Source organism: Micromonospora sagamiensis (assembly GCF_014680085.1).
In the GTDB taxonomy this organism is placed as follows: domain Bacteria; phylum Actinomycetota; class Actinomycetes; order Mycobacteriales; family Micromonosporaceae; genus Micromonospora; species Micromonospora inyonensis.
In genome coordinates, this window is sequence record NZ_AP023438.1 from 130,485 (window position 1) to 157,168 (window position 26,684).

General features: G+C 72.6%; 16 protein-coding genes. 5 read left to right on the top strand and 11 right to left on the bottom strand.

The genetic code is table 11. The features are described from left to right. Nucleotides 1-9: 9 nt before the first annotated feature. A complete protein-coding gene (locus IGA62_RS00450) occupies nucleotides 10-2,223 on the top strand; it encodes an AfsR/SARP family transcriptional regulator (RefSeq protein ID WP_186499799.1) in 2,214 nt (737 codons plus the stop codon). On the opposite strand, the gene IGA62_RS00455 is transcribed toward IGA62_RS00450, so the two are convergent. The 6 genes from IGA62_RS00455 to IGA62_RS00480 all read right to left on the bottom strand — a co-directional run bounded on the left by IGA62_RS00455 (nucleotide 2,183) and on the right by IGA62_RS00480 (nucleotide 8,938). Then, the gene (locus tag IGA62_RS00455) at nucleotides 2,183-3,322 is read right to left on the bottom strand and encodes a glycosyltransferase family 4 protein (protein ID WP_145817230.1); all 1,140 of its coding nucleotides are present in this window, start codon (nucleotides 3,320-3,322) and stop codon (nucleotides 2,183-2,185) included. The two genes, IGA62_RS00450 and IGA62_RS00455, sit on opposite strands and share 41 nt — an antisense overlap. Next, nucleotides 3,319-4,518 carry an endonuclease/exonuclease/phosphatase family protein gene (locus tag IGA62_RS00460; RefSeq protein WP_145817228.1) on the bottom strand — a complete coding sequence of 400 codons (1,200 nt, stop codon included), beginning with the start codon at nucleotides 4,516-4,518 and terminating at the stop codon, nucleotides 3,319-3,321. The genes IGA62_RS00455 and IGA62_RS00460 overlap by 4 nt, the downstream gene beginning before the upstream one ends. Continuing rightward, entirely contained in the window at nucleotides 4,515-5,468 is a 954-nt protein-coding gene (locus tag IGA62_RS00465; protein WP_198501170.1) for a UbiA prenyltransferase family protein, read from the bottom strand. The genes IGA62_RS00460 and IGA62_RS00465 overlap by 4 nt, the downstream gene beginning before the upstream one ends. Next, entirely contained in the window at nucleotides 5,468-6,508 is a 1,041-nt protein-coding gene (locus IGA62_RS00470) for an NAD-dependent epimerase/dehydratase family protein (protein ID WP_280526150.1), read from the bottom strand. The genes IGA62_RS00465 and IGA62_RS00470 overlap by 1 nt, the downstream gene beginning before the upstream one ends. Continuing rightward, a complete protein-coding gene (locus IGA62_RS00475; protein WP_198501236.1) occupies nucleotides 6,502-7,824 on the bottom strand; it encodes an aspartate aminotransferase family protein in 1,323 nt (440 codons plus the stop codon). The genes IGA62_RS00470 and IGA62_RS00475 overlap by 7 nt, the downstream gene beginning before the upstream one ends. 76 nt (nucleotides 7,825-7,900) lie before the next feature. After that, entirely contained in the window at nucleotides 7,901-8,938 is a 1,038-nt protein-coding gene (locus IGA62_RS00480; RefSeq protein ID WP_145817223.1) for a lysylphosphatidylglycerol synthase domain-containing protein, read from the bottom strand. Nucleotides 8,939-9,262: 324 nt separating this feature from the next. Between IGA62_RS00480 and IGA62_RS00485 the strand changes: the two genes are divergently transcribed. Then, entirely contained in the window at nucleotides 9,263-10,483 is a 1,221-nt protein-coding gene (locus IGA62_RS00485) for a glycosyltransferase family 4 protein (protein ID WP_145817221.1), read from the top strand. 19 nt (nucleotides 10,484-10,502) lie between these two features. Here the strand turns inward: IGA62_RS00485 and IGA62_RS00490 are convergent, their stop codons facing one another. From IGA62_RS00490 to IGA62_RS00500, 3 genes are all read right to left on the bottom strand, one after another. After that, nucleotides 10,503-11,399 (bottom strand): RNA polymerase sigma-70 factor, encoded by an 897-nt coding sequence (locus IGA62_RS00490; protein ID WP_145817219.1) that lies wholly within the window; start codon nucleotides 11,397-11,399, stop codon nucleotides 10,503-10,505. A 31-nt stretch (nucleotides 11,400-11,430) separates the two neighbouring features. Then, on the bottom strand, nucleotides 11,431-12,630 hold the full coding sequence (locus IGA62_RS00495) for an NAD(P)/FAD-dependent oxidoreductase (RefSeq protein WP_145817217.1): 1,200 nt from the start codon (nucleotides 12,628-12,630) through the stop codon (nucleotides 11,431-11,433). A gap of 159 nt (nucleotides 12,631-12,789) precedes the next feature. Further along, a complete protein-coding gene (locus IGA62_RS00500; protein ID WP_145817215.1) occupies nucleotides 12,790-14,583 on the bottom strand; it encodes an ABC transporter ATP-binding protein in 1,794 nt (597 codons plus the stop codon). Nucleotides 14,584-14,662: 79 nt separating this feature from the next. Here IGA62_RS00500 and IGA62_RS00505 point away from each other — a divergent pair, with 79 nt between their 5' ends. The 3 genes from IGA62_RS00505 to IGA62_RS00515 all read left to right on the top strand — a co-directional run bounded on the left by IGA62_RS00505 (nucleotide 14,663) and on the right by IGA62_RS00515 (nucleotide 18,015). Next, nucleotides 14,663-15,088: a MarR family winged helix-turn-helix transcriptional regulator gene (locus tag IGA62_RS00505; protein ID WP_145817213.1), complete on the top strand. Its 426-nt coding sequence runs from the start codon at nucleotides 14,663-14,665 to the stop codon at nucleotides 15,086-15,088. Nucleotides 15,089-15,220: 132 nt separating this feature from the next. Then, nucleotides 15,221-16,450: a trypsin-like serine peptidase gene (locus IGA62_RS00510; RefSeq protein WP_145817211.1), complete on the top strand. Its 1,230-nt coding sequence runs from the start codon at nucleotides 15,221-15,223 to the stop codon at nucleotides 16,448-16,450. Nucleotides 16,451-16,740: 290 nt separating this feature from the next. Next, nucleotides 16,741-18,015: a pentapeptide repeat-containing protein gene (locus IGA62_RS00515; protein WP_232624830.1), complete on the top strand. Its 1,275-nt coding sequence runs from the start codon at nucleotides 16,741-16,743 to the stop codon at nucleotides 18,013-18,015. A 55-nt stretch (nucleotides 18,016-18,070) separates the two neighbouring features. On the opposite strand, the gene IGA62_RS00520 is transcribed toward IGA62_RS00515, so the two are convergent. Both IGA62_RS00520 and IGA62_RS00525 read right to left on the bottom strand, forming a co-directional pair. Continuing rightward, nucleotides 18,071-20,239, bottom strand: coding sequence for a UvrD-helicase domain-containing protein (locus tag IGA62_RS00520; RefSeq protein WP_145817209.1), 2,169 nt, complete (start codon nucleotides 20,237-20,239; stop codon nucleotides 18,071-18,073). Next, nucleotides 20,236-26,664 carry a DEAD/DEAH box helicase gene (locus tag IGA62_RS00525; protein ID WP_145817207.1) on the bottom strand — a complete coding sequence of 2,143 codons (6,429 nt, stop codon included), beginning with the start codon at nucleotides 26,662-26,664 and terminating at the stop codon, nucleotides 20,236-20,238. Before IGA62_RS00525 ends, IGA62_RS00520 begins: the two co-directional genes overlap by 4 nt. Nucleotides 26,665-26,684: the final 20 nt, after the last annotated feature.

Sequence of the window (26,684 nt, forward strand, 5' to 3'; positions counted from 1 at the left end):
GACGAGCGGATGCGGTTCCACGTTCTCGGTCCATTGCAGGTGCTGTCGGATGACGCGCTCCTGCCGGTGCGGGGCGCGCGGGAGCAGCGGATCCTGGCGATGCTGTTGTTGAACGCCGACCAGCCGGTCGCCCTGGGATACCTGATCAACGCGGTGTGGGACGACAACCCTCCGACGACCGCCGCCACACAGGTGCGCAATCGTGTCTCCCGGCTCCGCAGGTCGTGGCGCAGCGCCACGACACGTCCGGAGGACACGCTGCGGACCGTGGGCAACGGGTATCTGCTCCAGCTCGCCGGGCACGGCCTCGATGTCCGGGATTTCGAGCGACACGTGTCGTCGGCCCGGGAGGCGGCGGGTGCCGACGACCGCGAGGAGGCGGCACGGCTGCTACGCGCCGCGCTCGGCTGCTGGCGCGGACCGGCTCTCTACGGAATCGGCGGCGAGGCGGTCACCGCGGCGGCGACCCTCCTGGAGGAACGCCGTCTGCTGGTCACCGAGGAGTGCCTCGGCCACGAACTGGCGACCGGACGGCATCAGCAGCTCGTCGTCGAACTCTCCGCGCTCGTCCACACCCATCCCCTGCGGGAACGGTTCACCCATCACCTGATGCTCGCGTTGTACCGCTCCGGACGGCAGGCGGACGCGCTCGCCTGTTACCAGCGGTACCTCGGCGTGCTCCGCGACGAGCTGGGCCTCGATCCGAGCCCGGAGCTGCAAACTCTGCACCAGGCGATCCTGCGCCGGTCCCCCGCGATCGACCCGCCGGTCGGGTGGCGACCCGAGCCGGTGGGCCCGGCCCCGGCGGTGGTGACCCCCACTGCGGCCGCCCCTGTGGGCCGCGCCCGCACCACCGCCCCGGCTGCCGGCGCGCCCGTCGCCCGTCCGGCGGAGATCCCGGCCGACCTCGTCGACTTCACCGGAAGGGTCCGCGAACTCGACGCGCTCGACGCTCTCCTGCCCGCCCGGAACGAGCCACCGGCCAGCGGCATGTCGATCATCGCCATCACCGGTACCGCCGGTGTCGGCAAGACGGCACTGGCCGTCCGCTGTGCCCACCGGGTGGCCGTGCGCTTCCCCGACGGACAGCTCCACGTGAACCTGCGGGGCTACTCCCCCACGTCCCCGATGCCGCCGATCGAGGCACTCACCACGATGCTACGGGCGCTCGGCGTCGGGGCCGGCCACGTGCCCGGCCAACCGGACGAGGCCGCGCGCCTCTTCCGGTCCATGCTGGCGGGCAGGCGCGTGCTTCTCGTGCTGGACGACGCACGTTCCGCCGAGCAGGTCCGTCCGCTGCTGCCGGGCAGTTCCGGCTGCCTCGTACTCGTCACCAGCAGGAACCGGTTGGACGGCCTGGTGGCCAGCCACGGGGCACGCCGGCTGACGGTCGAGCCACTCGGCGAGGACGACGCCGTGGAACTCCTCGGGCGGATACTCGGCCCGCACCGCGTCGCGAACGAGCGGAAGGACGCCTCCCGGCTGGCGCACGCGTGCGCGCTGCTGCCGTTGGCACTTCGGATCGCCGCCGCCAACCTCGACAGCGAGCCGTACCGCCCCATCGCCGCGTACGTCGACGAGTTGCACCGGGGCGACCGGCTCGCCGTCCTGCGCGTCGTGGACGACCACCAGGCTGTGCGGTCGGTCTTCGACGCCTCGTACGAGCAACTTCCGATCGGCACCCGTCGGGTGTTCCGACTCCTCGGGCTCGCCCCGGGCCCGGACATCGCGGTGGACGCCGTGCCGGCGCTGACCGGCCTGGACCGGGAGCAGGCGGCCCTCGCGGTCGGTCGGCTCGCGGCCGACCATCTCGTCGGACCGAGCGGACCGGGCCGGTACGCCACGCACGACCTGCTCCGCCTGTACATGAGGCAGCGCGCCGAGGCCGAGGACGACCAGACGACGCGGACCGCGGCCGTGGAGGCGCTGCTGCACTGGTACCTCGACCACGCACGGGCGGCCACCCGGATCCTGCACCCGCACCTGCCGGGGCTGACCGACCTGGAGCACCCGGCACCCACGGCCAGGTTCGGCGACCACGCCGCAGCGGTGGACTGGCTCGACGCGGAACGCCCGAACCTGGTCGCGGCCGCCGAACACGCGGCCAGGTACGGCCCGAGGTCGGTCGCGTGGCTGCTGGCCGACGTCCTGCGCCGCGCCGGTCAGCAGCCCGGTCAGCCGGTCACCGTAGCCGCCGGGCGGTCCGGTCCCGCACCAGCGTGAACACCTCCTCGTGCTCGTTCAGGCTCCGCTCGACCCCGAACAGCTTCCGTGCCTCGCGGGCCTTGGTCTCCCGCCAGTCCTCGGGCGCGTCGGCCAGCTCCCGGATCGCCTGGTGCAGTGCCTCCGGGTCCCGGAGCGGCACCACCCGGCCGAACTGGGTCGCCAGGACGGGATACCGTCCGCCGGGCAGGTCGGTGGTCACCGACGGCACGCCGCACATCATCGCCTCGGCCTGCACGATGCCGAACGACTCGGCCACCGACGGCAGCGCGAACACGTCGATCGAGGCGTAGAAGTCGTCGATCTCCGATCCGCGCAGTTCCCCGAGCACCTGGACGCGGCTGTCCGCGCCGATCTCCGCCCGGATGTCGTCCAGGTTGGCCCCGCCCATCACGGTCTGGTAGTTCCCGCCGATCAGCAACCGGGCGTCGGGGTCGGCGATCCGGCGGAAGGCCCGGACGAGGTAGGGAATCCCCTTGTCCTCCACGATCCGGCCCAGGAACCCCACGTGCAGCCCGCCGGTGCGGCGGTAGCGCGGCTGGCCGCCCCGGCGGTCCAGGCACGGGGACGGGATCGGCCGGTAGATCTTCTCCCGCATCAACGGCCAGAACTTCGAGTGGTGGGCCTGGTCGTCGCTGTACGCCAGGACCGCCGCGGAACGGCGCAGCGCCGACCGGGAGGTGACGTCGGAGGCGGCGACCGCGATCCGGTTGAGCCGGCCGGGCGGCAGGTACAGGTCGATGTGCAGCATGCTCACGATCGGGGTACGCCCGGCGAGCCGGGCCACGACCGAGCCCTCCGCCATCGGCAGGTTGAGGTGGAGCAGCGAGGACCGGCGGGCCAGCTGTCCCGCCAGCAGCGGGTACGCCGGGCTGATCTGCGCCCGGGTGATCTGGCCGAGTACGGGGGCCCGGTAGACGTCCACCCCGTTGACGGTCTCGCGGCGCGGGGTGGACCGGTCGTGCTGGCTGGTCACCACCGCCACCCGCCAGCCGCGCGCCGCCATCCCCTCGGCGACGGTCTTGGCGGTGTGGGTCACCCCACTCATGTACGGGGTGTAGTAGGTCAACGCGACGGTGAGGTCGTACTGCTGGTTCATCGACATGACGTCCTTTCTCGACAGGATGGGATCGATACGACGACGAGCTGTCCACGGTGGTCCGACAGGCCGCCCTGGGGCACCATCCGGTAGCGGTGCACGGTGACGTCGGTGGTGGTGAACACCCAGTCGATCCGCCAGAGCGGCAGCCCGTGGCCGGCCCACGAGACCGGGTAGAGCGAGTCGATCGCGCGGCTGGCGTCGACCAGCCGGTCCGGGAGCGCACGGATCAGCCGCATGGCCGGCGAGGTGTTCAGGTCACCGGCCAGCAGGACCGGGTGAGGGTTGTCGGCGAGGTCGGCGGCCAGGGCCCGGTAGTCCGCTGCCCGCAGGTCGTACCGGGCCAGTCCGTCCCAGGCGGTGCCACCACCGCGCGACGGCAGCCCGGTGATCGGTACGTGGAGGTGGGCGTTGTAGAAGGAAAGCACCCGGCCGGCGACCCGCAGGTCGGTGCGGAGGGTCTTGACCGTGTGGTAGTCGGGCATCGACGACCCGGCCGGCGGGAGGTCCGGCCACTGCCGGTCCAGCCAGGGGCGCAGGTCGACCGGGCGCTCCAGGACGATCGGGAACCGGGACAGGGTCACCAGTTCGCCGGAGACCGCGACGTGGAAGCCGGGAAACTCCCGGCGTAGCCGGTCCGGGTCGGTCACCGGCAGCGGCGAGAAGTCCTGCCGGTCGACGTAGAGGTACTCCTGGAGGAGGTAGACGTCGGCGGCCTGCGCCCGCAGGTACCGGTAGAACCGGTCGGGGTCGCGCACCGGTTCGCCACCCGGTCCGGTCCGGACCAACTGGTCCCAGTACCAGGTGTTCCAGGAGAAGACGGTGACCGCGTCGGGCGGTGCCGGCGCGGGCCGGTGCCACAGGGTGGCGAAATTGACGCCCGCGCAGGGCCAGCCGAGCACGAGCGCCGCCACGACCAGGACCACGCCGACCCTCCGGGCGGGTCGGAGCAGCACCAGCACGGCGAGCAGCAGGACCGGGACAGCGAGGAAGGCCGGCGGCGGTGCCAGGTCCGGCAGGTTCCACCACCAGACCCGGCCGGACAGGACCCGGTGCGCGGCCACGAACACCAGCCACGACGCGGCGGCGCCCAACACCAGCCGGGTGCGGCGTCGCCGCCGCCGCGCGGGGCGGTCCGCGTCCCCGGCCGTCCGCACCGGCTCGTCGGTGGTCACGGTCGACCGCCCGGCCGTCACGACTGCACCCGCGCGGCGAGCAGGAGACCACCGGACAGGGCGGCCCACAGGACGGTGTTGGCCACCAGCGCGGGGTCGCGGACGAGGATCCGCACCGGGCGCATGCCGGCGTCGTGCACCAGGACGAGTTGCAGGTAGCGGAACAGCCCGAAGACGGCCATCGGGGTCAACAGGACCGCCGCGACGGACGCGTGGACGCCCAGGGGCGCCTCCTCGCGCAGGTAGAGCAGATAACTGCCGGCGGTGAGGGTGGCGGAGAGCTGCATGAGCTGTTCGGTGAGGGCGACGGTGTAGCCGCGCAGGGCGGGCCGGTGTCCGCCGCCGGTGCTGCGCAGTTCCTGGCGGCGTTTGCCGAGGGCGAGCAGCAGGCACAGGGTGAAGACGGCGGTGACCAGCCAGCCGGGGATCGCGGCCCCGGTGGCGAGGTACCCGTAGACGAGCCGGAGCACGAAGCCGGTGGCGACGAGGAAGACGTCCAGGAGTGGAACGTGCTTGAGCCCGGCGGAGTAGGCGACGTTGAGCAGGAGGTACGCGGCGACGGGCCAGGCGGTGGCCGGCGTCTGGAGGGCGAGCACACCGGCGAGCGGCAGTGCGAGGGCGGCGGCGAACAGCACCGCGGCACGTGGCGAGACCCGGCCGGAGGCGAGTGGGCGGTGCCAGCGGTCCGGGTTCCGGGCGTCGCGTCGCCGGTCGACGAGGTCGTTGAGGACGTAGACGAGGGCGGAGGTGAGGGTGAACGCGACGACCGCCCCGCCCAGGTCGGCCGACGCGGTCCGGTTCCAGGACTGCGGGTCGAGCAGGGGCACCGAGACGACCAGGACGTTCTTCGGCCAGTGGCCGGGGCGGGCCAGCTGGACCAGGGCGCCGAGCGTGGCGCCGACGCGGCGGGCGCGGGTGGCCGGCGGTCCGCCGGTCCGGACCGCCGGGTCGGCGCGGACGACTGTGTTCATCAGAAGAGGACCTTCGCGACACGGAGCGCGCCCTGCGACCACGGTTCGCGGCTGGTACGCCCGGTCTGCTGGTTCCCGCCTCGGGACCGCTGGGCCTGCCACCACCGGAACGTGCGCAGGAGGGCGTCGGAGTTGGAGTGGCGGGGGGTGAAGCCGAGCCGTCGCCGGACCTTGTCCGTGCTGACGTACGAGTCGGCGAGCAGCTTGTGCAGGAGCCGGTCGTAGACCGGGGAGAGCCTGGCGCGGCGCAGCGTCCGCAGGGTGAGCAGGGCGGGCCGGGCCGGGATCGACACGACCCGCCGTCCGTGGCCGGCGGCGTCGAGGACGGCCTGGACGTCGTCACGGAACGTGCCGAACTGTTCGGCGGCGACGTTGAAGGTGTCGTTGGCGTCGGCGGGGTCGGCGCGCAGGGTGGTGAGCACGCATTCGGCGAGGTCCTCCACCGCGCACATCTGGATGCGGACGTCGCCCCGGCCGAGGACGGGAAAGTGCCGGCCCTCGTCGGCCCATTCGAACAGCATGGCGAACAGGCCCATCCGGCCCGGTCCGAGGAAGGTCTTCGGGCGGAGCACCGGCACGCAGAGTCCGCGCTCCCGGAACTCCTCGGCGACCTGCTCGGCGGCGGCCTTGGCGCGTCCGTAGGTGTCGACCGGCTGCCGGGGGTGCTCCTCGGGGGTGGGCACGAGGGTGGGCAGCCCGTACACGGCGGTGGTGGAGATGTGCACCACGCGGGGGACGCCGGCGTCCCGGGCGGCGGTCAGCACGGTCCGGGTGCCGTCCACGATGACCGAGTGGATCTCGGCGGGGGCGTAGCTCGGCAGCGCGGCGGCGCAGTGCACCACCGCCGCCGCGCCGGCGCACGCCCCGGTCATCGCGTCCCGGTCGCGGACGTCGGCCACGGTGGCGTCGACGCCCGCCTCGGTGGGGGCACGCAGGTCCACGGCGTGCACCGGTACGCCGTCGGCGCGCAGCCGGCGGACGACGAACCCGCCGAGCATGCCGCTCGCGCCAGTCACCACGACCCGCCCGTCGCCTACCACGTCGCGCTCACCTTCTCCTTGACGAAGGCGGTGAGCAGCCGGCGCAGTCCCAGGGCGAGGGTGGCGTCCAGCGCCGTCAGGAAGTACTCCAGGTCGGCCGGCTCCACCATCAGGGTGGGCGCCACCATGAGCGGGTTCTCCACGTTGGGGCTGTAGTAGGTCATGATCCGGTGTTCGCGGTAGAGGTGCGCGATGACCGACAGGGTGATCAGCTTGGTGCCGAACCGGGGATCCCGGCTGAAGCCGGGCATCAGCCGGCCGGCCAGGTCCAGCAGCTTCGGCCCGCTGCTCAGGAACACCCCGTGCAGCGATCCGACCCCGGCGACCCGGTCCACCGCGTCCGGGTGCGCCCGGTGGATCCGCTCCAGGCCGGCGGCGAGGGTCTCCTGGATCCGGCGGGCCCGGCCCGGGAAGTCCTCCTCCACCACCACGTTGACCGCCTCGATCGCGGTCGCGGTCTCCTCACCGAACCCGTAGTAGGTGGTGCTGTGCAGGATCACGTCGGACAGGCGGTCGTACGCCTTGCGGAACAGCCGTTCCCGGGCGGTGTACCCGGAGATCGACGCCTTCCCGCCGCCGAGGGACTTCGAGTAGACCAGGATGTCCGGCAGCAACCCGTCGTGGCGCATGAAGTAGAACAGGCTGCCGGTCTTGCCCCACCCGGTGTACACCTCGTCGAAGATCAGCACGATGTCCTCGTCGTCGCAGAGCCGCCGCAGCTCCCGCAACGCCGACTCCGACCAGCAGCGCAGACTCGACGCCGAGTACGGCTCCACCATCAGCGCGTACACGTCGCAGCGGCCGTCCGGTCCACGGGTGGCCTCCACCGCCGCCCGCACCGCCTCGACGTCCCCGTACGGGTACACCTGCGCGTTGGGCAGCCCCGGGAACCGGAAGTGGTTCTCGGCCGACCCGGTCAGGCTGCCCGCGCCGAGGGTCTTGCCGTGGAAGCTGATGTCGGCCCGCAGGATCGTCTGCCGCCGCCCCTCGTGGTACTTGTACGCCATCTTGATGGCGCCCTCGTTCGCCTCCGCCCCGGAGTTCGGGAAGTACGAGATGTTCAGGTCCCCCGGCAGCAACTCGGCCACGTTGTGACTCAACGCCGCCAGGTACGGGGAGAAGAACGCCTTGTGCACCTCCATCCGCCGCTGCCCGGCGAACCGGGTCCGCGCGGCGAGGATGCGGGGGTGGTTGTGGCCGTGGTTGAGCACCCCCACCCCGCCGGAGAGATCCAGCACCCGGCTGCCGTCCCGCATGTACACCCAGGCGCCCTCGGCCCGGTCCACCAACTCCCGCCCGAAGCCGAAGGTCGTCATCAGCGACACCTGCGACCTGCTGACGTACCGCCGGTAGAGGTCGTGCACCTCCCGGACGGTCAGTTGTTCGCACTCCTCAAGACCGATCAACCTGGACATGTCCGCTCATCTCCCTCATCACTGACGCATCCACTACGGACGATCTCCGGCGGACGACCTCCACCACGGCCAGGGCCACGCCGCCGACCGCCACCTCACCGACGGTGGTGACCAGCCGGCTGGCCACCGCGACCGCCACCGCCGAGGGCACCGGCAGCAGCAACGCCAACGCCCCGGTGAGCACCGCCTCCCGCACCCCCAGGCCGTCGGGCACCACGACCGCCAGCACACCGACCGCCGACGCCAGCCCGAACGCCCCGACACACAGCGGCAGGGCGGCACCGGCGTCGGCACCCATCACCACCGCCAACAGCCACAGGTGCACCCCGCTGACCAGCCAGGACAGGGTCTGCCAGCCGACCGCCACCCGGACCGCCCGACCGGAGACCGACCGGGCCGGGGCGGGCCGGCGCAGCAACCGCAACGCCATCCGGGCGGCGCGGCCGAGCACGTCCGGCCAGCCCATCGCCACCAGCAACGGCGCGGCTGCCAGCGCCAGCCACACCGCCCGGCCGCCCAGCACCTGCGGGCCGGTGAGCAGTCCGACGGTCAGGCCGGTCAGGTTCACCAGGAGCATGCCGAGCGTCCCCGTCACCAGCGTCCGCGTCATCGTCACGCCGTTCGCGGCGGCGACCCTGACCGTGGCGACCACGCCCGGCACCTTGCCGGGGACGTACTTGACGAAGAACCCGACGAAGAAGACCCGTACGACCGCCGTCAGGCTGACCGGCGGGCCGAGTTCCAGCAGGACAGCCCGCCAGGAGAGCATCGCCAGCAGCGGGCCGAGCATCGCCGCCAGCAGGGCGCCGGCGAGCAGCAGGCCGATCCACGTGCGGTCCTGCTGGCGGAGCAGGACGCCCACCACCGACCAGTCCTGGCCGACCAGCGCCCGCCCGACCGCAGCCGTGAAGACCAGGACGAACGCGACCGTGAGCAACCGCCACAGCCAGCGCCGCCACCGCTTCCCTGCGGGGCCCACGGCCGGGTCCCCGCCCCGCCGGGTGTCGGGAGTCATGGCCCGGCTCCCCGCTCCACCAGTACCTCCACGTCTGACCACCGCTTCCTGTCGCCCGGAGCGCGACCGTCGGCCACACCCCGATAGACATCGATGAAGCTAAATGCCGCGGCGATCAGCCCGTCACCACCGCGTCACCACGACGAGCGGACCGGCAGGCGCGGCGCGCACGGCCGGCCCGACGGGGCCGGGGCGCGGAGCGGACACCCCACTCGGGCGGGACGACGGTCGACGATGGCGGTGCCGACACGGTGACGGAACGATGATGATCGATCCTAGATTGCCGGACAGGTCGCTCAGTGAGTCACGTCGAGGCAGGTCGGAATGAGAATCGTCATGGTGTCCACCGGCTCACCACCCGATCCGTTCGGCGGGATCGGCACCTACCTGGAGGGGCTGCTCGGCGCGGTACGGCCCGAGGACGCCGACGTCCACCTGGTGGGCTCGTCCCGGCACCGCGAGCTGCCACGGCTGTCGCGGTACGGCGGGGCGACCGTCCGTCGCGTCCCCGCCACCCTGCCGTGGTCGCGCGCTCCCCTGCCACGATCGCGGCTCGCCATGCTGATCGCGGTCGCCCGGCTGAACCTCGCCGGGGTCCGGTACGCCCGGCGGCTGCGCACCCGGGGGAAGGTCGACCTGGTCGCGGTGCACGACTGGATGTGCGCGCCGGCCGGGCTGGTGTGCGCACTGCTGTTCCGGATGCCGGTGTGCTACCACGTGCACTCCGCCGAGACCTTCCACGGAGACGGCAGCCGGGGTCCGATCGCCGCGCTCGGCCGGCTGCTCAACCGGGCACTGAGCGGGCGGGCCCGGTTGGTCGTGGTCCCGTCGTCGGACACCGTGTCCGCCGTACCGCACCTGGCCGGCCGCCCCGACGTGGTGGTGGTCTCGCACGGCGCCGGGAAGGCCTGGCGGATGGACTGCCCGGACGACGCCGAACGCGCGGTCGTCCGGGACAAGGTCCGCTCGTCGTACGGCATCCCGGAGGGCCGGCGGCTGGTCGTGTTCGCCGGCCGGTACGCCCCGCACAAGGGGGTGACCGAGCTGGTCGAGGCGGTCCGGCGGATGCGGGACGACGGTGTCGACGTCAGCGTCGTGATGGCCGGCACCGGCTGGCCGGACGTCGCCCACGACCAGCGGCTACGCGAGCGGGTGACGCAGCTGGGACTGGACGGGCGGGTACACCTGCTCGGGCGGTACCTGGACACGGCCGAGCTTCGTGACCACCTGGTGGCGGCCGACGCCTGCGCGTTCCCGTCGTCGTACGAGCCGTTCGGCTTCGTCGCCCTGGAGGCGATGGCGCTGCGGGCCCGGACCGTCGTCGGGCCCGGTTTCGACGAGGCCGTGGTCGGCAGCGCCGAGGGCGCCTGCCTGCGCACCGCGACGGTGGAACCCGCCGACCTGGCCGCCGCGGTGCGTCAGGCGCTGGGCGACGACGATCCGGCGCTGGGCGACCGGGCCCGCCGCTACGTGCTCGACCACCACTCCTGGGAGGCGGCGGCGGCCCGTACGCTCCAGGTCTACGCCGAGGCGGTCCGCCGGTGACGTGCCCCGCCGCCGGTGTTCATCGCCGGGTGAGTGGGGTCTCGCGTTCGACGCGGGTCAGCTTCTCCGGGTTACGGACGTAGTAGAGGCCGGTGATGCGGCCGTCCTCGACCCGGATCGCCATGACGCCGTCGACCTCACCGTCCAGGCGTACGACGAGTGCCGGGCTGCCGTTGGCCGTGGTGGGACCGGAGGTGACCACACCCTCGGTCCGACCGAGACCACCGGCGATGAAGCGGACCACCTTCTCGGCGCCGACGATCGGCCGGAGCGCGGCGTGCTTGACGCCGCCGCCGTCGCTGACCAGGACGACCTCCGGTGCGAGCACGTCGAGGAGACCCCGCAGATCCCTGGTTTCGACCGCGCGCTGGAACGACTCCAGAACCGCCCGGGTCACCCTCGGCGAGACCACCTCGCGAGGGCGGCGGGCATCGACGTGCTGACGGGCACGGTGGGCGATCTGGCGGACGGCCGCCGGGCTCTTGTCGACGGCGGCCGCGATCTCGTCGTAGCTGACATCGAAGGCCTCGTGCAGCACGAACACGGCGCGCTCGGTCGGCGACAGCGTCTCCAGGACGAGCATCAACGCCATCGACACGCTCTCGGCGAGTTCGACGTCCTCGGCCACGTCCGGCGCGGTGAGCAGCGGCTCGGGCAACCAGGGGCCGACATACGCCTCCTTGCGGCGTCGCATCGCGCGCAGCCGGTTGAGCGCCTGCCGGGTCGTGATCCGCACCAGGTAGGCGCGCTCGTCACGCACCTGTCCCAGGTCGACCCTGATCCACCGCAGCCAGGTCTCCTGGAGGACGTCCTCGGCGTCGGCCGCCGATCCGAGCAGCTCGTAGGCGACGGTGAAGAGCAGGTTACGGTGGGCGACGAACGTCTCGGTCGCCGGATCGGTGGCGTGGTCGCTCATGTCTCGACCCCTCTCTTACGTCCGGTCCCGGCTAGGCTGCCCGGTCGGCGGTGGCCGGCGCCTCGCCGCGCCTGGCCCGCAACAGCTGCTGGCGCTTGTCGTCCCTGAGCCGCAGGGTGCGCGAACCGGGCTTGCGCGCCTCGTGCGCCAACTGCGTGACGATGTTCCGCACCACCAACTCCTTGAGCCACGCGCCCAGGCGACCGCCGAGGTGCAGCCCGGTGGCGGTGTCGTCCCGGCGGGCGAACTGGAAGACGCCGGCGTGACGCCCCAGGCTGATGCACTGGCCGGCGAACCCGACCTGGACGGGCGCCGGCGGCACGCCCGCGATCCGGCGCAGCACCGTCTCGGCGGCCTGCGGGCCCAGCTGGACCGCAGCCTGGCAGCTCATCCGGAACGGCAGGCCCGACGGTGCCGCCGAGTCGCCGGCCGCGACGATGCGCACGTCGTCCACGCTCGTCAGCGTCTCGTCCGTGAGCAGCCGGCCCAGCGCGTCGGTACGCAGCCCGCTGCGGGCGGCCAGATCCGGCACGCCGAACCCCGCCGTCCAGATGGTCACCCGGCTCGGCAGCTCGCGGCCGTCACCGAGTCGCACGGCATCGCGGGTCACCGCCGTCACCTGCGCGTCGGGACCTTCGATCACGGTCACGCCGAGCTCGGCGAGCCGCCTGGCAACCGAGCGTCGGCCCCGGGGATGCAGGTACGGACCAAGTACCTCGCCGCAGACCAGGGTGACGGTGCGGCCCCCCTCCGCCAGTTCGGCGGCGGTCTCGATGCCGGTCGGCCCGGCCCCGACGACCGTCAACGCGGCCGTCGCCGGGGTGGCGTCGACGACCTGCCGCAGCCGCTGTGCCTCCTCCAGGCTGGCGATCGGACGGGCGAACTCGGCTGCTCCGGGCACCCTCGGGTCGGCGCTGCCGCTGCCCACCGCGTAGACCAGGTAGTCGTAGCGGACCGTGCCGCCGGCCGCCAACGTCACGCAGCGCCCGGCGGCGTCGACGCGGGTCGCGGTGTCGACCACCAGCCGGACGCGCTCGGCCAGGACCTCCCGGAAGTCGACGACCGCGTCGTCGGAACCGCCCACCAGTTCGTGCAGGCGGATCCGCTCGACGAAGGTCGGGCGCGGGTTGATCAGAGTCACCGTCACGTCGTCACGCTGCGTCAGGCGATTGGCCGCCATGACGCCGGCGTATCCGCCGCCGATCACGACGACATCGATGTTCCCGGTCATGGTCTCTCCTCCGTTGCAGGGGTTCGACCTCAAGACACCGGGCGAGCGGTGGTTGTGACAGTGCGTGAGGCAGGTCACGCCGACCGCCCCGGAGCGGCGCGACGACGCGTCGCCCGACGCGTGATCAGGCGGGCCGTCAGGCGGTCGCCCGACGGGTCGTCAGGCGGCGAGGGCGGCGTAGCGGCCGGCGCGCTCCAGCAGACCGTCGTGGCGGCCGGACTCGACGATCCGCCCGTGGTCGAGCACGGCGATCTGGTCCGCGTCGCGGACGGTGGAGAGCCGGTGCGCGATGGTGATGGTGGTGCGGCCCCGGGCCACCTCGTCGAACGCCCGCTGCACGGCACGCTCGGTCTCGGTGTCCAGCGCGCTCGTGGCCTCGTCGAGGATCAGGATGCGCGGGTCGCGCAGCAGCGTACGGGCGATCGCGAGGCGCTGCTTCTCACCGCCGGAGAAGCGGTGCCCCCGCGAGCCGACGACCGTGTCGTACCCGTCGGGCAGCCCGGCGATCAGGTCGTGGATCTGGGCGGCACGGGCGGCGGCCTCGATCTCGGCGTCGGTGGCGTCCGGGCGGGCGTAACGCAGGTTCTCCCGCACCGTGGTGTGCAGCAGGTAGGTCTCCTGGCTGACCACGCCGACGATCGCTGCCAGGTCGGCCAGGCGCAGGTGACGCAGGTCGACGCCGTCGATGGTGATCCGGCCGCTCGTCGGGTCGTACAGCCGGCTCACCAGCGCGGCCAGGGTGCTCTTGCCGGAGCCGGTCTCGCCGACCAGGGCCAGGCCGGTGCCGGCGGGCACGTCGAGGGTGATCCCGGCGACGGCGGCGGTGTCGCTGCCCGGGTAGTGGAAGGTGACGTCGTGCAGGCGCAGGTCGCCCCGGATCCGGCGGGGGTCGACGTCGACCGGCTCGGCGGGGTCGTCCACCTCGACCGGCAGGTCCAGGTACTCGAAGATCCGGGCGAACAGCGCCAGCGAGGCGGTCACCGAGACACCCACGTTGAGCAGGCCCATCAGCGGCCGGAACAGCCCGCCCTGCAACGCGGTGAAGGCGACCAGGGTGCCGATGCTGAGCGTGCCGGCGGTGCCGGGCAGGCCGGCGCTGAGGTAGATGACCGCCGGGATGGCGGCGAACACGACGCTCATCGTGGCCATCCGCCAGCGTCCGGCGAGTTCGGAGCGCAGCTCCAGGTCGACCAGTCGGGCCGACGAGGCGGCGAAGCGCGCGGCCAGGGTGGGGCCGGTGCCGAGGGTCTTGGCCAGGTGCACACCGCTGACCGACAGCCCCTCCTCGACGGTGACGTTCAGGTCGGCGAGTTCGCGCTGGCGGCGCGCGGTGATCTCGCGGCGCAGGTGGGCGACCCGGCGGGTCAGCCAGATGGCCGGCGGCAGCACGACGAGGGAGACCAGGGAGAGCCGCCAGGAGAGCGCGACCATGGCCGCCCCGGTGGCGACCACGGTGGTCAGGTTGGATGCGATCGAGGTGGCGGTCGAGGTGACCACGCTCTGCATGCCGCCGATGTCGTTGGTGATGCGGGACTGCACCTCGCCGGTACGGGTGCGGGTGAAGAACGCCAGCGACTGCCGTTGCAGGTGGGTGAAGACGTCGGTGCGCAGGCGGTGCATGACCTGCTGCCCGACCCGGGTGGAGACCCAGGTCTGCGCCACGCCCAGCACGGAGGTCACGGCGGCGACCACGACCATGCCGGCCACCAGCCAGGCCAGCAGCGGCAGGTCCCGCTCGGGCAGGGCCCGGTCGATCACGGCACGGAGCAGGAAGGGCGAGGCCATGGCGAGCACCGAGGACACCACGATGATCGCGGTGACCGTGGCGAGCGCGCCCCGGTGCCGGGCGAACAGCCCGCCGATGCGCCGCAGCGACACCTGGCGGGCCTGGGTCTTCTCGTCGGCGCTCACCGTGCGGGAGCCGCGGTCGCGGCCGGAGGGGTGGGGTTCCAAGGGGTACGTCCTTTCCGTGGACAATGCTGAGGTTACCTCATCATGAGGGAACAACAGCTCCTGCTGCTACCGTATTCCGGTGACCGGAGACACGGACGGGCCCGAGGACAGCCTCGCCGAGGCGTTCTGGGCGGTGACCCGGCGACTGCGCCACCGCACCCGGGAGGCGCTCGCGCCCTGGGACGTCACGCCCGCCCAGTCCCGGGCACTCGGCATGCTGACCCGGCACGGCGCGCTGCGGCTCAGCACGCTCGCCGAACACCTGCGCATCGCCCCGCGCTCCGCCACCGAGGTGGTGGACGACCTGGAGGCACGCGGGCTGGCACAGCGCCGACCCGACCCGTCGGACCGGCGCGCCACCCTGGTCGCGCCGACCGAGGAGGGTACGCGCGTCGGCGCCGCCATCCACACCGCCCGCCACACCGCCGCCGAGGACCTCTTCGGGCTCCTCCCACCGGCCGACCGGGAGCACCTCACCCGCATCCTGCGTACGCTGCGCGACTGATCGGCCCTGGAAACCGCACGTCACCCAGCGGCCCGAACAGGATCAATGCATTGATGTATTTACATGTGTTAGACATCTCAGGTATGAAGGCGGGAAGCACGTCTCGGTGCTGGTTCCTGAGGAGGAGCGACGATGAAACCCACTCTGCGCCGCCTACGAACGGCGACGGTCGCGCTCGCCGCCTGCACGCTCGGGCTGAGCCTGTTGTCGGTACCCGCCGAGGCGTACTCGGGGCAACCCGTCACGCCGCACTCCGAGCGGGCCCCCGAATCGGACCAGTTCTCGGCCGAGGGCGTCACCACGGTCGGTGAACTCCGCACCGTCGACGGCGCGCTGTCCTACACCCGGGACGGCCGGACCCAGGTCATCCGCCACCCCGGCGCGTCGTACGTGAAGGTGCACTTCAGCTCCCTGCGACTGGCTGACGGCGACTACGTGACCGTGGCGAGCCCGGACGGCCGGGAGAGCTACCGGTACGACCGCCACCTGAACCGGGCGACCGGCTCGGACTACACCACCGACGGTCAGCCGGGCTTCTGGGCGATGTCGGTGGAGGGCGACACCGCCGTGGTGACGCTGCACAGCAGCCGCGCCGCCCGGGGCAGCGCCGCTACCATCGACCGGTTCTGGCGCGGCTACGACCACGCGGAGGTCAAGCAGTACAACTTCTCCACGCAGTCCGTGTGCAGCACCGACGCCCGCCGCGACGTGGTCTGCTACCAGAGCAGCCACCCCAACGAGTACGCCCGGGGCCGGGCGGTGGCCCGCCTGCTGATCAGCGGCGGCGGGATGTGCACCACCTGGCGGGTCGGCAACACCAACCGCATGCTGACCAACAAGCACTGCTTCTCGACCCAGGCCCAGGTCAGCGGCAGCGAGATGCAGTTCAACTACCAGTGCGCCACCTGCGGCGGCAACAACCCCGGCGCCGGCACCAAGGTCAGCGGCGCCACCCTCTACAAGGTGAGCAGTGGCGGCTCCGGCGAGCTGGACTACGCCCTCTACTCGGTGAACAACTTCACCAGCATCCAGACGTTCGGCACGCTGTACCTGGCGACGACCGCCACCGCCACCGGCACCCGGATGTACATCCCCGGGCACGGTGACGGCAGCCCCAAGCGGCTGTCCATCTTCGAGGACACCCAGAACGGCACGGCCTGCACCGTCAAGAACGCCAACTACAACACCTGGAACATCAGCTACAGCTGTGACACCTCGGGCGGCAACTCGGGCTCGCCGGTGCTGAACTCCAGCCACCGGGTGATCGCCCTGCACCACCTCGGCGGCTGCCCGTCGAACCAGGGTGCGAAGGCGCACCTGATCTACAACGAGATCGCCAGCCTGATCGACAACAACGGCTGACACCGTCTGTCGACGACGGGCCGTCGGGGCGTGACGAACGCTCCGGCGGCCCGTCGGCACGCCGTCTCCCCGCACGGCCCAGGGCCGGCCTGCGTCCCGGGCACTGCAGGGGTCCCTTGTTCATCAAAAACGATGAACAAGGGACCCCTGCTACCCGGCAGGCCGACCCGGTCCACAGTGGTCGACGCTTCCTCGACCGGCGTGGACCGGGACACGTGGCAGGGATGCGGCACGCTTTGACTGTGGGGAACCTCCATGAGGGACGACCGATGCGGCCCCTACCGTCGTGGATGATCCTGATCGGGGCGGTCCTGGTGGCTGCCACCACCTGGGCTGCGGTGGAGTGGCTTCAGGGCGGCGTGCCCGTTGACGGCACCCCGCTGGAACGGTCGAAGCTGCGGGTGGAGAGCATCCGTACCGGCCTGACCGTCGGTGCCGGTGTCACCGCCGGGTTCGCACTGCTTCTGGCGTTCCGACGGCAGCAGCTGGCCGAACACGGCCAGCAGTTGGCCGAGCGTGCCCAGCGAGCCACCGAACACGACGCCGGGGAGAGGCGGATCACCGAGCTGTACGTCAGGGCCGCCGAACAACTCGGCTCCGAGAAGGCCCCGGTACGCCTCGCCGGCCTGTACGCCCTGGAACGCCTCGCCCAGGACCATCCCGCCCACCGGCAGAGCACCGTGGAGGTGGTCTGCGCCTACCTGCGCATGCCCTACACCCCACCCGACGACCACGCTCCCGCCGACACCGACACCGACACCGAGGCCGACGCCCCGGACCGGCCAGCCAAGGAGCCGCGCGAGGAACGTCAGGTCCGCCTCACCGCCCAACGTGTCCTCGCCCGACACCTGCGACCCGAGATCCGGGACGGACACCCCGACCCCCGGTACTGGGGCCCGGACATCGTCCTGGACCTCACCGAGGCGACCCTCGTCGACCTCGACCTCGCCGGATGCCACCTCCACGATGCCGCCTTCAGCAGAGCGACCTTCAGCGGCGACACCTCGTTCGACGGGGCGACCTTCAGCGGCGACGCCCGGTTCGACGGGGCGACGTTCAGCAGCCTCACCCGCTTCGGTGGGGTGACGTTCCGCGGCGACGCCTCGTTCGACAGGGCCACGTTCAGCAGACACGTCTGGTTCGTCGGTACGACCTTCGGCGGCAGCGCCTGGTTCGACCGGGCCACCTTCCACGGCGAAGCCTCGTTCGACCGGACGACGTTCGGCAGCACCACCTCGTTCGTCGGTACGACCTTCGGCGGCACCGCCTGGTTCGACAAGGCCACCCTCAACGGCGACGCCTCGTTCGACCGGGCGGTTTTCGACGGTGACGCCTGGTTCGTCGGAGCGGCGGCCCGCAGCATCGCCTGGTTCGGTGCGGCGACGTTCCGTGCTGACGCCTGGTTCGGTGGAGCCACCTTCGACGGCGACGCCTGGTTCGGCGAGGTGCGGTTCTCCTCGCTGCCCGACTTCGGTGGTGCCGTGATCCACGGCGGCACGCCGTTCGAGGGGGCGACGCTCGACGGGGCAGGCTACGACGGGCCGCCGGGTGCCGAACAGCCGTGAGCGGTCGCCGGACGACCGACCCGGCCGCCGACGTCCCCGGTGGCCGGGGTGCCCCTCACGGTAGCTGGCGCTGGACGAGCCGGCTGGTCAGGAACGGGCTGGGCGTGCCGTGCCAGAACACCGCCAGTTCGTCGCGGGGCCGGGTGGCGGCCACGAAGAGCAGCGACCGGTCCCGCTGGCGCTCGCGCTGGTAACGCTTGGGGTCGGTGTTCCGGTACCGACTGATCGCCTGGCGCGGCACCAGCCCGTCGCTGACCGCAGCGATGATCATGCGCTGGTACTCGAGGCCCTTGAACCGGTGCATGGTGCCGACGTGGACGCCGTCCGGCTGCTTCGGACCGTCCGGGCCGATCTCCACGGCCGGCAGTCCGTCGGCGGCCAACCGGTCGACCACGTCCGCCGCGAGTTCCCTCGTCGGCACACAGACGGCCACCGAGCCGTCGGCCGGGTTGCCCCAGGCGCGCAGGTGCTCGGCGACGAGGTCCAACTCCTGGGCCCAGCTCACCGCGCCCCGGAACACCGGTCGGCCGCCACGCAGCAGGGAACGGTAACCGGCCAGGTCCTCCTCGCCGCCGTCCAGGTCGTCGTACACCTCCCCGGTCATGATCTCCAGCGCGTCGGCCAGGATCTGCCGGGTCGTGCGGTAGCTCAGGGTGAGCCGGGACGACCGGCCCCGGATGTTGACCCCGAGGCTGCCGAGGGTGACCTGGTTGTCGTAGATGCGCTGGTGGGTGTCGCCGGTGAGGAACATGTCGTCCCGGCCGGGGGCGACCATGCCGCGCAGCATCTTCCAGTGGGCCGCGCTGAGGTCCTGTGCCTCGTCGACGACGACGTGCCGGTAGCGGGGTCGGCGGAAGCTGCCGGAGGACTCGGTGGTGGCGGCCAGCCGGTCCATCTCCAGGCGGGCGGCGCGTTGGGCGACCTGCCGCCAGGTCCAGACGCCACGGGCTTCGAGCCAGCTGGTGAACCGCTCGGTGAGCTGCCAGACCTGGTCCCGCTCGACCCGGGTGAGGCTCCGGCCCCGGTTGGGACGCCGGGCCCTGAAGTACTCCGAGCGGGAGTTGAGCACCTGGCCGAGGATCACCTGGGTCCACTCGGCGGCGAGGAACTCCGCGTCCCAGCCGGACTCGCCGGTCTCGAGGAGGAACTCGGTCCACAGCTCGGGGACCCGGTTGTCGTCGACGACCCGCCGGCTGCCACCCGCCTTCGCCTCGGTCACCACCCGACTAGCCAACCGGTCGATGTTGACGATGTCGACCCGGGCCACCAACTCCTGACCGCCGAGGGCCAGCAGGCGGGTACGCAGGTCGGCGGCGAGGTTGCGGTTGAAGGTGGTGAGCAGGATGGGCCGGTCGGTGCCGGGCGGCAGCCGTCGGGCGAGGTGGGCGACCCGGTGCAGCGCGACGATGGTCTTGCCGGTGCCCGGGCCGCCACCGACCCGGGCCGGGCCGTTGTAGCTCTTCTCGACCAGCTTGCGCTGGGTGGGATGCAGGAAGATCTGCCACCGCTCGAAGGTCTCGCCGATGATCGCCTGCAACGCCTCGTCGTCGGAGGTCACCTGGGTGGCCGGTCGCGCCACGGCCGCCTCGAAGTCCTCCGGGTCGACCGGCTCGTCGGCGCGTACCGGGTCGGTGACCTGCTGGCGTACCTGGTCGTAGGGGACGCCGTCGAAGAGCGCGAACAGCACGTCGGTGGTGAGCTGCGGTGCCCGGTCGAGCAACGCCAGCAGTTCACCCTCGGTGGTGAGGTCCCGGATCTGCGGCAGCAGCGGCTCGGCGACGCCCAGTTCCAGCAGCTGGGCGTCGGTGTACGCGGCGAAGAGCGGCTGCGGCGCGGACGTCGACCCGGCGTCCGGCGGTACGACCCGGCCGACGATGCTGTCGCCGACCGGGGTCAGGTCGACCACCTCGATACCGCCGGTCACCCGGTTGATCCGGTACGCGTACCGGGACAGGTCGTCGTACACCTCGCCCCGGTGCTTGACCGCGACGAGCAGGTAGTCCCGGTCGGCGATGTGCAGCAGCAGCGCCCGGTAGTCCTGGTTGACCCGGGCGGACATCAGCCGGGAGTCACCGTGCAGCGGTTTCAGTTTCAGCCCCGGGTTGCCCGGGTTGTGGCGGAACTTGTGCATGAACTCGTAGACCGCGCCGATGTCGGCGCGGGTGAGTTTCATGACCTCCTTGTCGGCGCGGTCCAGCATCCGCAGGGTGGCCCCGGTGCTCATCGGTTCTCTCCCCCACTCGGCTCGGTGAGCTGGGCCGCCAGCTCGTCGACGGACCACTCCCGCGCGGTCCGGGCGTGCCAGCCCGCCTCGGCGTACGCCCGGTCACGGTCCTCGGTCTCCGGGTCGCCGGGCGGGCCGGTGAGCACGACGGCGAGCCGCTGCTCCGGCCAGGCGAGTTCGGCGGGCCAGGCGTCGTCGCCGAGTTCGTAGCCGACGATCGGTGCGGGCAGGTTCTGCCGCGCGAGGTGCTGGACGAGCGACGTCAGGGTGCTCTCGTCACGGTCCAGGTACCGCAGCACCTCCTGCCAGGGCGACTCGTCGTCGACCGGCCCCGGCTCGGCCGGCACCGGTTGCGGCAGCACGCCGAGCCAGCCGGCGGTCTCCTCGTCGAGGGGCAGCTCGCGCCGTGCCAGGGCCAGTCCGGTGCCTTCGGTGACCGCCAGCGACGCGGGGTCGAAGGCGTCCAGGGTGGAGGCCGCGAGCTGACCGGCGTCCCCGCCGCCACCGGTCAGGAACTGGATGACGTTCCCCCAGGTCAGCCAGGCTGCCCAGCGCTGCTTGTGGCCCGCGCCGGCCAGCGCGGCCGGCAGGTCGTCGAGAACGGCGAGAGCCGACCAGGTCGGCAGCGGCCTGCTGCGGCTGTCCACCACGATCGTCACCGGGCAGTCCGCGTTGTCCCGGGCCCGAGCGACCATGATGTGCCGTGCGGTCGGCGCGGGTAGCGGCTCGCCCCGCAGCGCGGCCGACAGGCGTGGCGCGACCCCGGCCGAGTCGGTGGCGGTGTGGTCGCGGGCCTGCTTGAGCAGCCCGGCCAGGGTCGCCTCCGCCCGGCGCTGCCACCGCACGGGATCGGGGTCGGCGAGGAAGCGCAGCAACTGCTCGACCGGGTTGGTCCAGACCGCCTCCTCCAGCTCGGCCGGGTCCGCTCCGGGGAGGAACTGCCGGTACCGCTCCCGGGCCGTCTGCTTGCCGACCCCGCCGTACGGTGTCCAGCGCCCCGACCCGTCACCGCCGCCCCAGGTCTTGACGTCGTCCCAGGTGGCGGCGAAGACCAGGAAGCCGTGGGCGCGCAGGCGGGCCCGCTTCTCGGCGTCGTCGGCGAGACGGTTGCACTGCGGCGCGGCGTGGTACTTGTACCCGTCGAGGTACACCGCCACCTCGGGGGACGGCCCGTCGAGGCGCTTGAAGTGCACGTCGGGCCGGGTGCCCCGGACCGTGTTCTGCAACTTCATCTGCCAGTGCGTGACGGCGTGCCCGTTGTCCCGGACGAACCGCAGGTCGGCGATCCGGGCACCGTCGTGGTCGCGTCGCCGGTCGATGCGCAGCCCGGAGTCCGGCCGCTCGCCGAGGGCCAGCAGCTTGGTCAGGAACTGCAACTCCAGCTCGCTCTCCACCTGGTGGATCAGCGAGATCTCGTCGGTCCGGGTGCCCTCCTGGACGTCCCAGCCGTCCAGGAGCCGGTCGAGCATGCCGAGCGCCTCGTCCCGGCTCATCAGGGCGAAGTGCTCGTTGCGGGCGTACCGCAGCAGGCAGCGGTGGCACACCGGTTTGGCCTCGTGCCGGCAGTCGCACTCGGCGATGCGCTGTCGGGCCAGTTCCAGGACGGTACGGAACTCCTCCGGTCTGGCGAGACGGTGCAGGTAGCCGGTGCCCTGCGGCTGGGTGTCGTACACGACGACGAAGTTGCGGGTGCCGTCGCTGTGCCCGTCGGGCATGGTGGCCGGGACGGCCTGGAGGTGGGCGGGCTCGCCGCCGTACTGGGCGGCGATGCCGAGCCGGACCGCGGCGGCGAAGGACAGCAGCCGTTCCCGCACCATCGCGGTCGCCGCCGGGATGAGGATGCGCAGCGCCTCGGTCTCCAGCTCGTGGGCCAGGATCAGGTCCACGTGGGTGTCCGGGCCGGGCGTCGACCGCCGGTACGGGCACCAGGGCCGGTGGTGCTCGGCACCCGGTACGACGGTCGCGCCGGAGGCCTGCGCGGCGAGCTGCTGGCCCGCCGTCGGCAGGCCGTCCACCGTGGTGCCGCCGCACGAGGTGCAGGTGTGGAACCGGTTGATCCGCACCTCCTCCCCGGCGAAGAGTTCGGCGGCCCGGTCGTAGCGCTGGGCGCCGAGGTTGAAGTGTCGGATCATGGCGTGCCGGCTGTAGTCGACACCGAACGTGTCGCGCGCGTGCCGCCACGACGACCCGACCCGGGCGGGGTCGACGTCGACCGCGACGGCGGTGGCGTAGAAGCGCCGTTTCCGGTCGTCGTTGTCGTCCCGGATGCGGGCGTCGTCGCGCTTGTCGCGGCTGTGCACGCGGGTCGGCCGGAGCACCTGGAACAGTCGGCCGTGGTCCGCGATGCCCCGGTCCGCGCAGCGCGGGCACGCACTGGTGTCCTCCTTGGCCAGGTGGGTCCGCACGTACCCGCACTGGGCGCAGACCCGCCACTGCTCGTACGCGGGCCGGTCGGCCGGGCCGACGTCGAGTCCGGAGATCTCGTGCTGGTAGCCCCGCACGTAGTAGCTGTTGCCGGGGGCGAGTTCGACCAGCGCCGGGCGGGCGGGGCGGGCGTACTCGCGCAGTTCGGTGTGGAACCGACGGTCGCCGTCGGTCTGTTCCTCCCAGGTGAGGGTGGCCTCGAGGTCGGTACTGCTGTCGATGAGCGCGTAGTTCGGTAGCAGACCGAACTCGACCAGGGTGCCGTGGGCGGCGGCGGCGCTGATCTCGCGCAGGCGGCGACGGACCGCGCCCTCCTCCGCCTTGAGCATCCGGATCTCGCGGGCGTGGTCCGGGTCGCTGGGCACCAGGCCGCCCCGGGCCCGGCCGATCTCGTGCAGACGACGCCGCAGGTCGGCCAGGCGTTCCTCCCAGGTCTCCTCGGCCTCCTTCACCCGGTGCCGGATGCCGTCGACCGCGAACTGGCGAAGCTGCTCGGCGGCGGCCGGCAGGACCCGCCCGCCGAACAGCGCCAGGAAGTCCGCCACCAGCCGGACGCCGTCGCGGCTGCCGGCCTCGGCGAGGTGGGTGAGCCAGCCGCTCGGGCCGAACAGGACGTGCGCCCTCCGGGGCATCGGCAGCACCCCGGGCAGCCGGCCGCGCGCGGCGGAGTCGATCAGGTGGGCCAGGTACTGCCGGCGCAGGATCTCCACGGCGGAGAGGAAACAGCCGGGCGGCACGATCTGCCCGGCGATCATGTCCCTCGGCTCGGTCAGGTAGTAGCGGTCCCGCTCGCTGCGGCCGACCAGGGTGAGGACGAGGGCGTTGCCGCTGCGCCGACCGGCCCGACCGGCCCGCTGCACGTAGTTGGCCGGGCCGTGCGGCAGCGACGCCAGCACCACCGCGGAGAGCGCGCCGATGTCGATGCCCATCTCCAGGGTGGGCGTGCAGGACAGCACGTTCGGGTCGGTGTGCCGGCGGCCCTGGCGGAACTGCTTCTCCACCGTCTCCCGCTGGGCGCGGGTGAGCATGCCGGTGTGCTCACCGGTCACCACCCGGAAGACCCGGCCGCCCAGGTAGAGCCGCCGGTAGTAGTCGTCGGGGGCGGTCTCGTCGGGGGCGGGCCGCAGCCGCCCCCGGCAGCGGTACTGCCGGCACGGGTGACCGGTCCAGTCGGCGACCCGGTCGGGGTGCTCGGTCTGCTGCCAGTGGCAGGTGTCGCAGCCCACCCCGGCCGCACCGGCGGCGGCGTCGTCGAGCCGGGTGACCCGCAGGTGGCCGGGCATGAGCCCGTACACCCGGTTGCCGTCCTCGGTGTCCCCGGCGGCGACGATCCCCTCGGCCGCCAGGGCGGGCAGGAGCTGCCCCAGGTAGCCGGCGGTCGCGCCGAGGTCCATCCCGAGGCAGCGAGCCGTCCAGTCCTGGTACCAGTTGCCGCGCCCGGTCAGCGTGTCGAACTCGGAGCGGGACTTCGGGGTGGCGAGCAGGAACGCGGGCGCGGACAGCCCTCGCGGGAAGGCGGGCATGCCGGCCGGGCGGCCACCCCAGACCTGCCACCGGGTGCCACCCCGCCGCAGGTACGGCACCAGCCACTCGTGGTAGACCGCGCCCCGGGTACGCAGCCGCTCCAGCAGCCCCCGGAGGAAAGCGAGGTAGCGCCGGTCGTCCGGGGGCGTGCCGTCGAGCTGCCCCGGGCCGGTGAGGTGGATGTCCCGGCAGATCGCGGTGGCCCGCCCGGGGTCGTCGAGGGCCACCTCGACGGCGACGCTGCGGGTCAGCTCCAGCGTGCGGCCCTGGCGGGAACGCAGCCCGGTCTCCAGGACGGTGGCGAAGACGAGCCGCTCACTGATCAGCGACCAGGTCTGCCGGCTGCCGCTGTGCTCCCCGGCGAGCAGGCTGTCGACGCCCGGCTGGTCGTACAGGTCCGGCGGGACGACGGTGGAGAGGATCTCCGGCCGCGCGGCCTCCGCCACCATCCGCGCCACGAGGTCGTCGAGCCCCACCGACTCGCCGGGCGCGAGCTGGCCGGCGAGCAGGGTACGCAGGGAGAACGCGTACGACCGGTTGGCCACGAACCCGGCCCGGTGCGCGGCGTCCTGCACCGAGTCGTTGAACAGCAGGGTCTTCTTCTCCTGCTCGTCCAGTTCGCCGCCGGTGAACAACTGGGTGATCGCCACCGAGGCGAGGGTGGCCAGCCCGGCACCGAGGAAGCGCATCCCGTGGTCCAGTTGGCAGGACGGGCAGCGGTCCTTCTCGGCCGCGTCGATGCCGGTGAGGTCACCGAGCACGACGATCGCGTCGTCGCTCGGCTCGCGGTCGCGCTGCTCGTCGAGGGGGCGTACCCGCCGGCCGTGTTCCAGGACCAGCAGGCCGGCGGGGCGCTGCCGGATCTCGTCGGGGGTCGCGGCGATCAGCGCGCGGACCCGGCGCTTGTCCCGGCCGACGCTGGCCCGGTAGATCTTGTCCGGGTCGGTCTCCAGCTCCTGCGGCTCCCGCTCCGGCGACAGCGCCATCCAGCCGGAACGGCCGCAGTGCCGGCAGTAGACGGCGGGCAGGCGCGGGTAGCGGTTGTCCGCGACGACGACGTCACCGGCCGGCGCGTACGGGTCGGGTTCCCGGGGTGCCTCCCCGTACCAGCCGAACGCGGGCTGGTGGGAGGTGCCGCGCAGCAACCGGGAGACGGCGCGTACCCACAGGTGGGTCTCGATGTTCAGCAGCGGACGGCCCGGCGCCTGCGGATTCTGCGCCATGGACAGCAGCCCGACGAACCGGGCCAGGGCCTTCGCGGTGACCTCGGGTCGGGTCCTCATCGCGCTGCCCCAACCGGTGGCGTTCTTCCGGGGCAGGACGTCGATGATCTCCTCAAGGGTGCCCGGCCGCGACTGGAGCGAGTCGAGCACCGCCTTGGTCAGCGGGTGCTCCCGCAGCAGCGCGCCGAGCCGGGTCGGGTCGTCGAGGCAGCGCTCGCCGACCACCAGCGCGGCGACCTCGGCCATCATCCGCTCGGGGTCGCGGTCGTCGAGGGCGGCGAGCTGCTCCGGCTCGGGCAGCGGCAGGTTGAAGTTCTGCCGCCGGACGAACTCGCCCGGCTCGTAGCGGTCCTCCCCCACCAGCGACGCGGGGTCGAAGGCGACCCCGAAGACCTGCTCGGCGACCTCCCGGATGGCGGTCCGGCCGTCCCGGCCGCCGCCCTCACCAAGGGTGGCCGAGGTGGCGACCGGGCAGATCGTTCCCAACGGTCGCCCCGGCTCGGCCAGGCCGAGCGCGGCGGCGAGCCGGCGCAGCAGCATCGCCACGTCGGTGCCCTGCGCGCCGTCGTAACTGTGGAACTCGTCCAGCACCACGTACGCCGGCTCGGCGTCGACCCAGAGCGGCAGGTCGTCGGCGCGCTGGAGCAGCAGGTCCAGCATCTTGTAGTTGGTGATCAGGATGTCCGGCGGGGTGCGGCGCATCTCCGACCGCCTGGTCAGCACGTGCGGGTACTCGACCGCCGCCACGTCACCGATGTAGAGGCCGGCGGTCACCCCGGCCAGCGCCGGGTCGGAGAGCAGCTCGTTGATCCGCTGCGTCTGGTCGGTGGCGAGGGCGTTCATCGGGTAGAGCAGGATCGCCTTGATCCCGGCCCGGCCCCGCCGCTTCTGCCGCCGGCAGTGGTCCAGCACCGGGATCAGGAATGCCTCGGTCTTGCCGGAGCCGGTGCCGGTGGTGATCAGCGTCGGCTCGGCCACGCCGTCCTTCGTGGACAGCCGGGCGAACGCCTTCGCCTGGTGCAGGTAGGGCGTGAAGTCCGCCGGGGCCCAGTCCAGGCAGGCCCGCCAGTCACCGTCGGCCGGGCGGAAGGGGGTGCGGATCCGCAGGTACGGCCCACGGAAGATGCCCTGTTCCGGGTGGGAGAGGAAGCCCTCCAGGCCCTGCCGTACGTCGTCCTCGGTGAGCCCGAAGGTGGTGGTGAGGTACTGGGTGAGGGTGCGGCGCAGCGTGTCGGCGGCGATCGTCGGCCTCATACGCGAATCACCGGCGCATG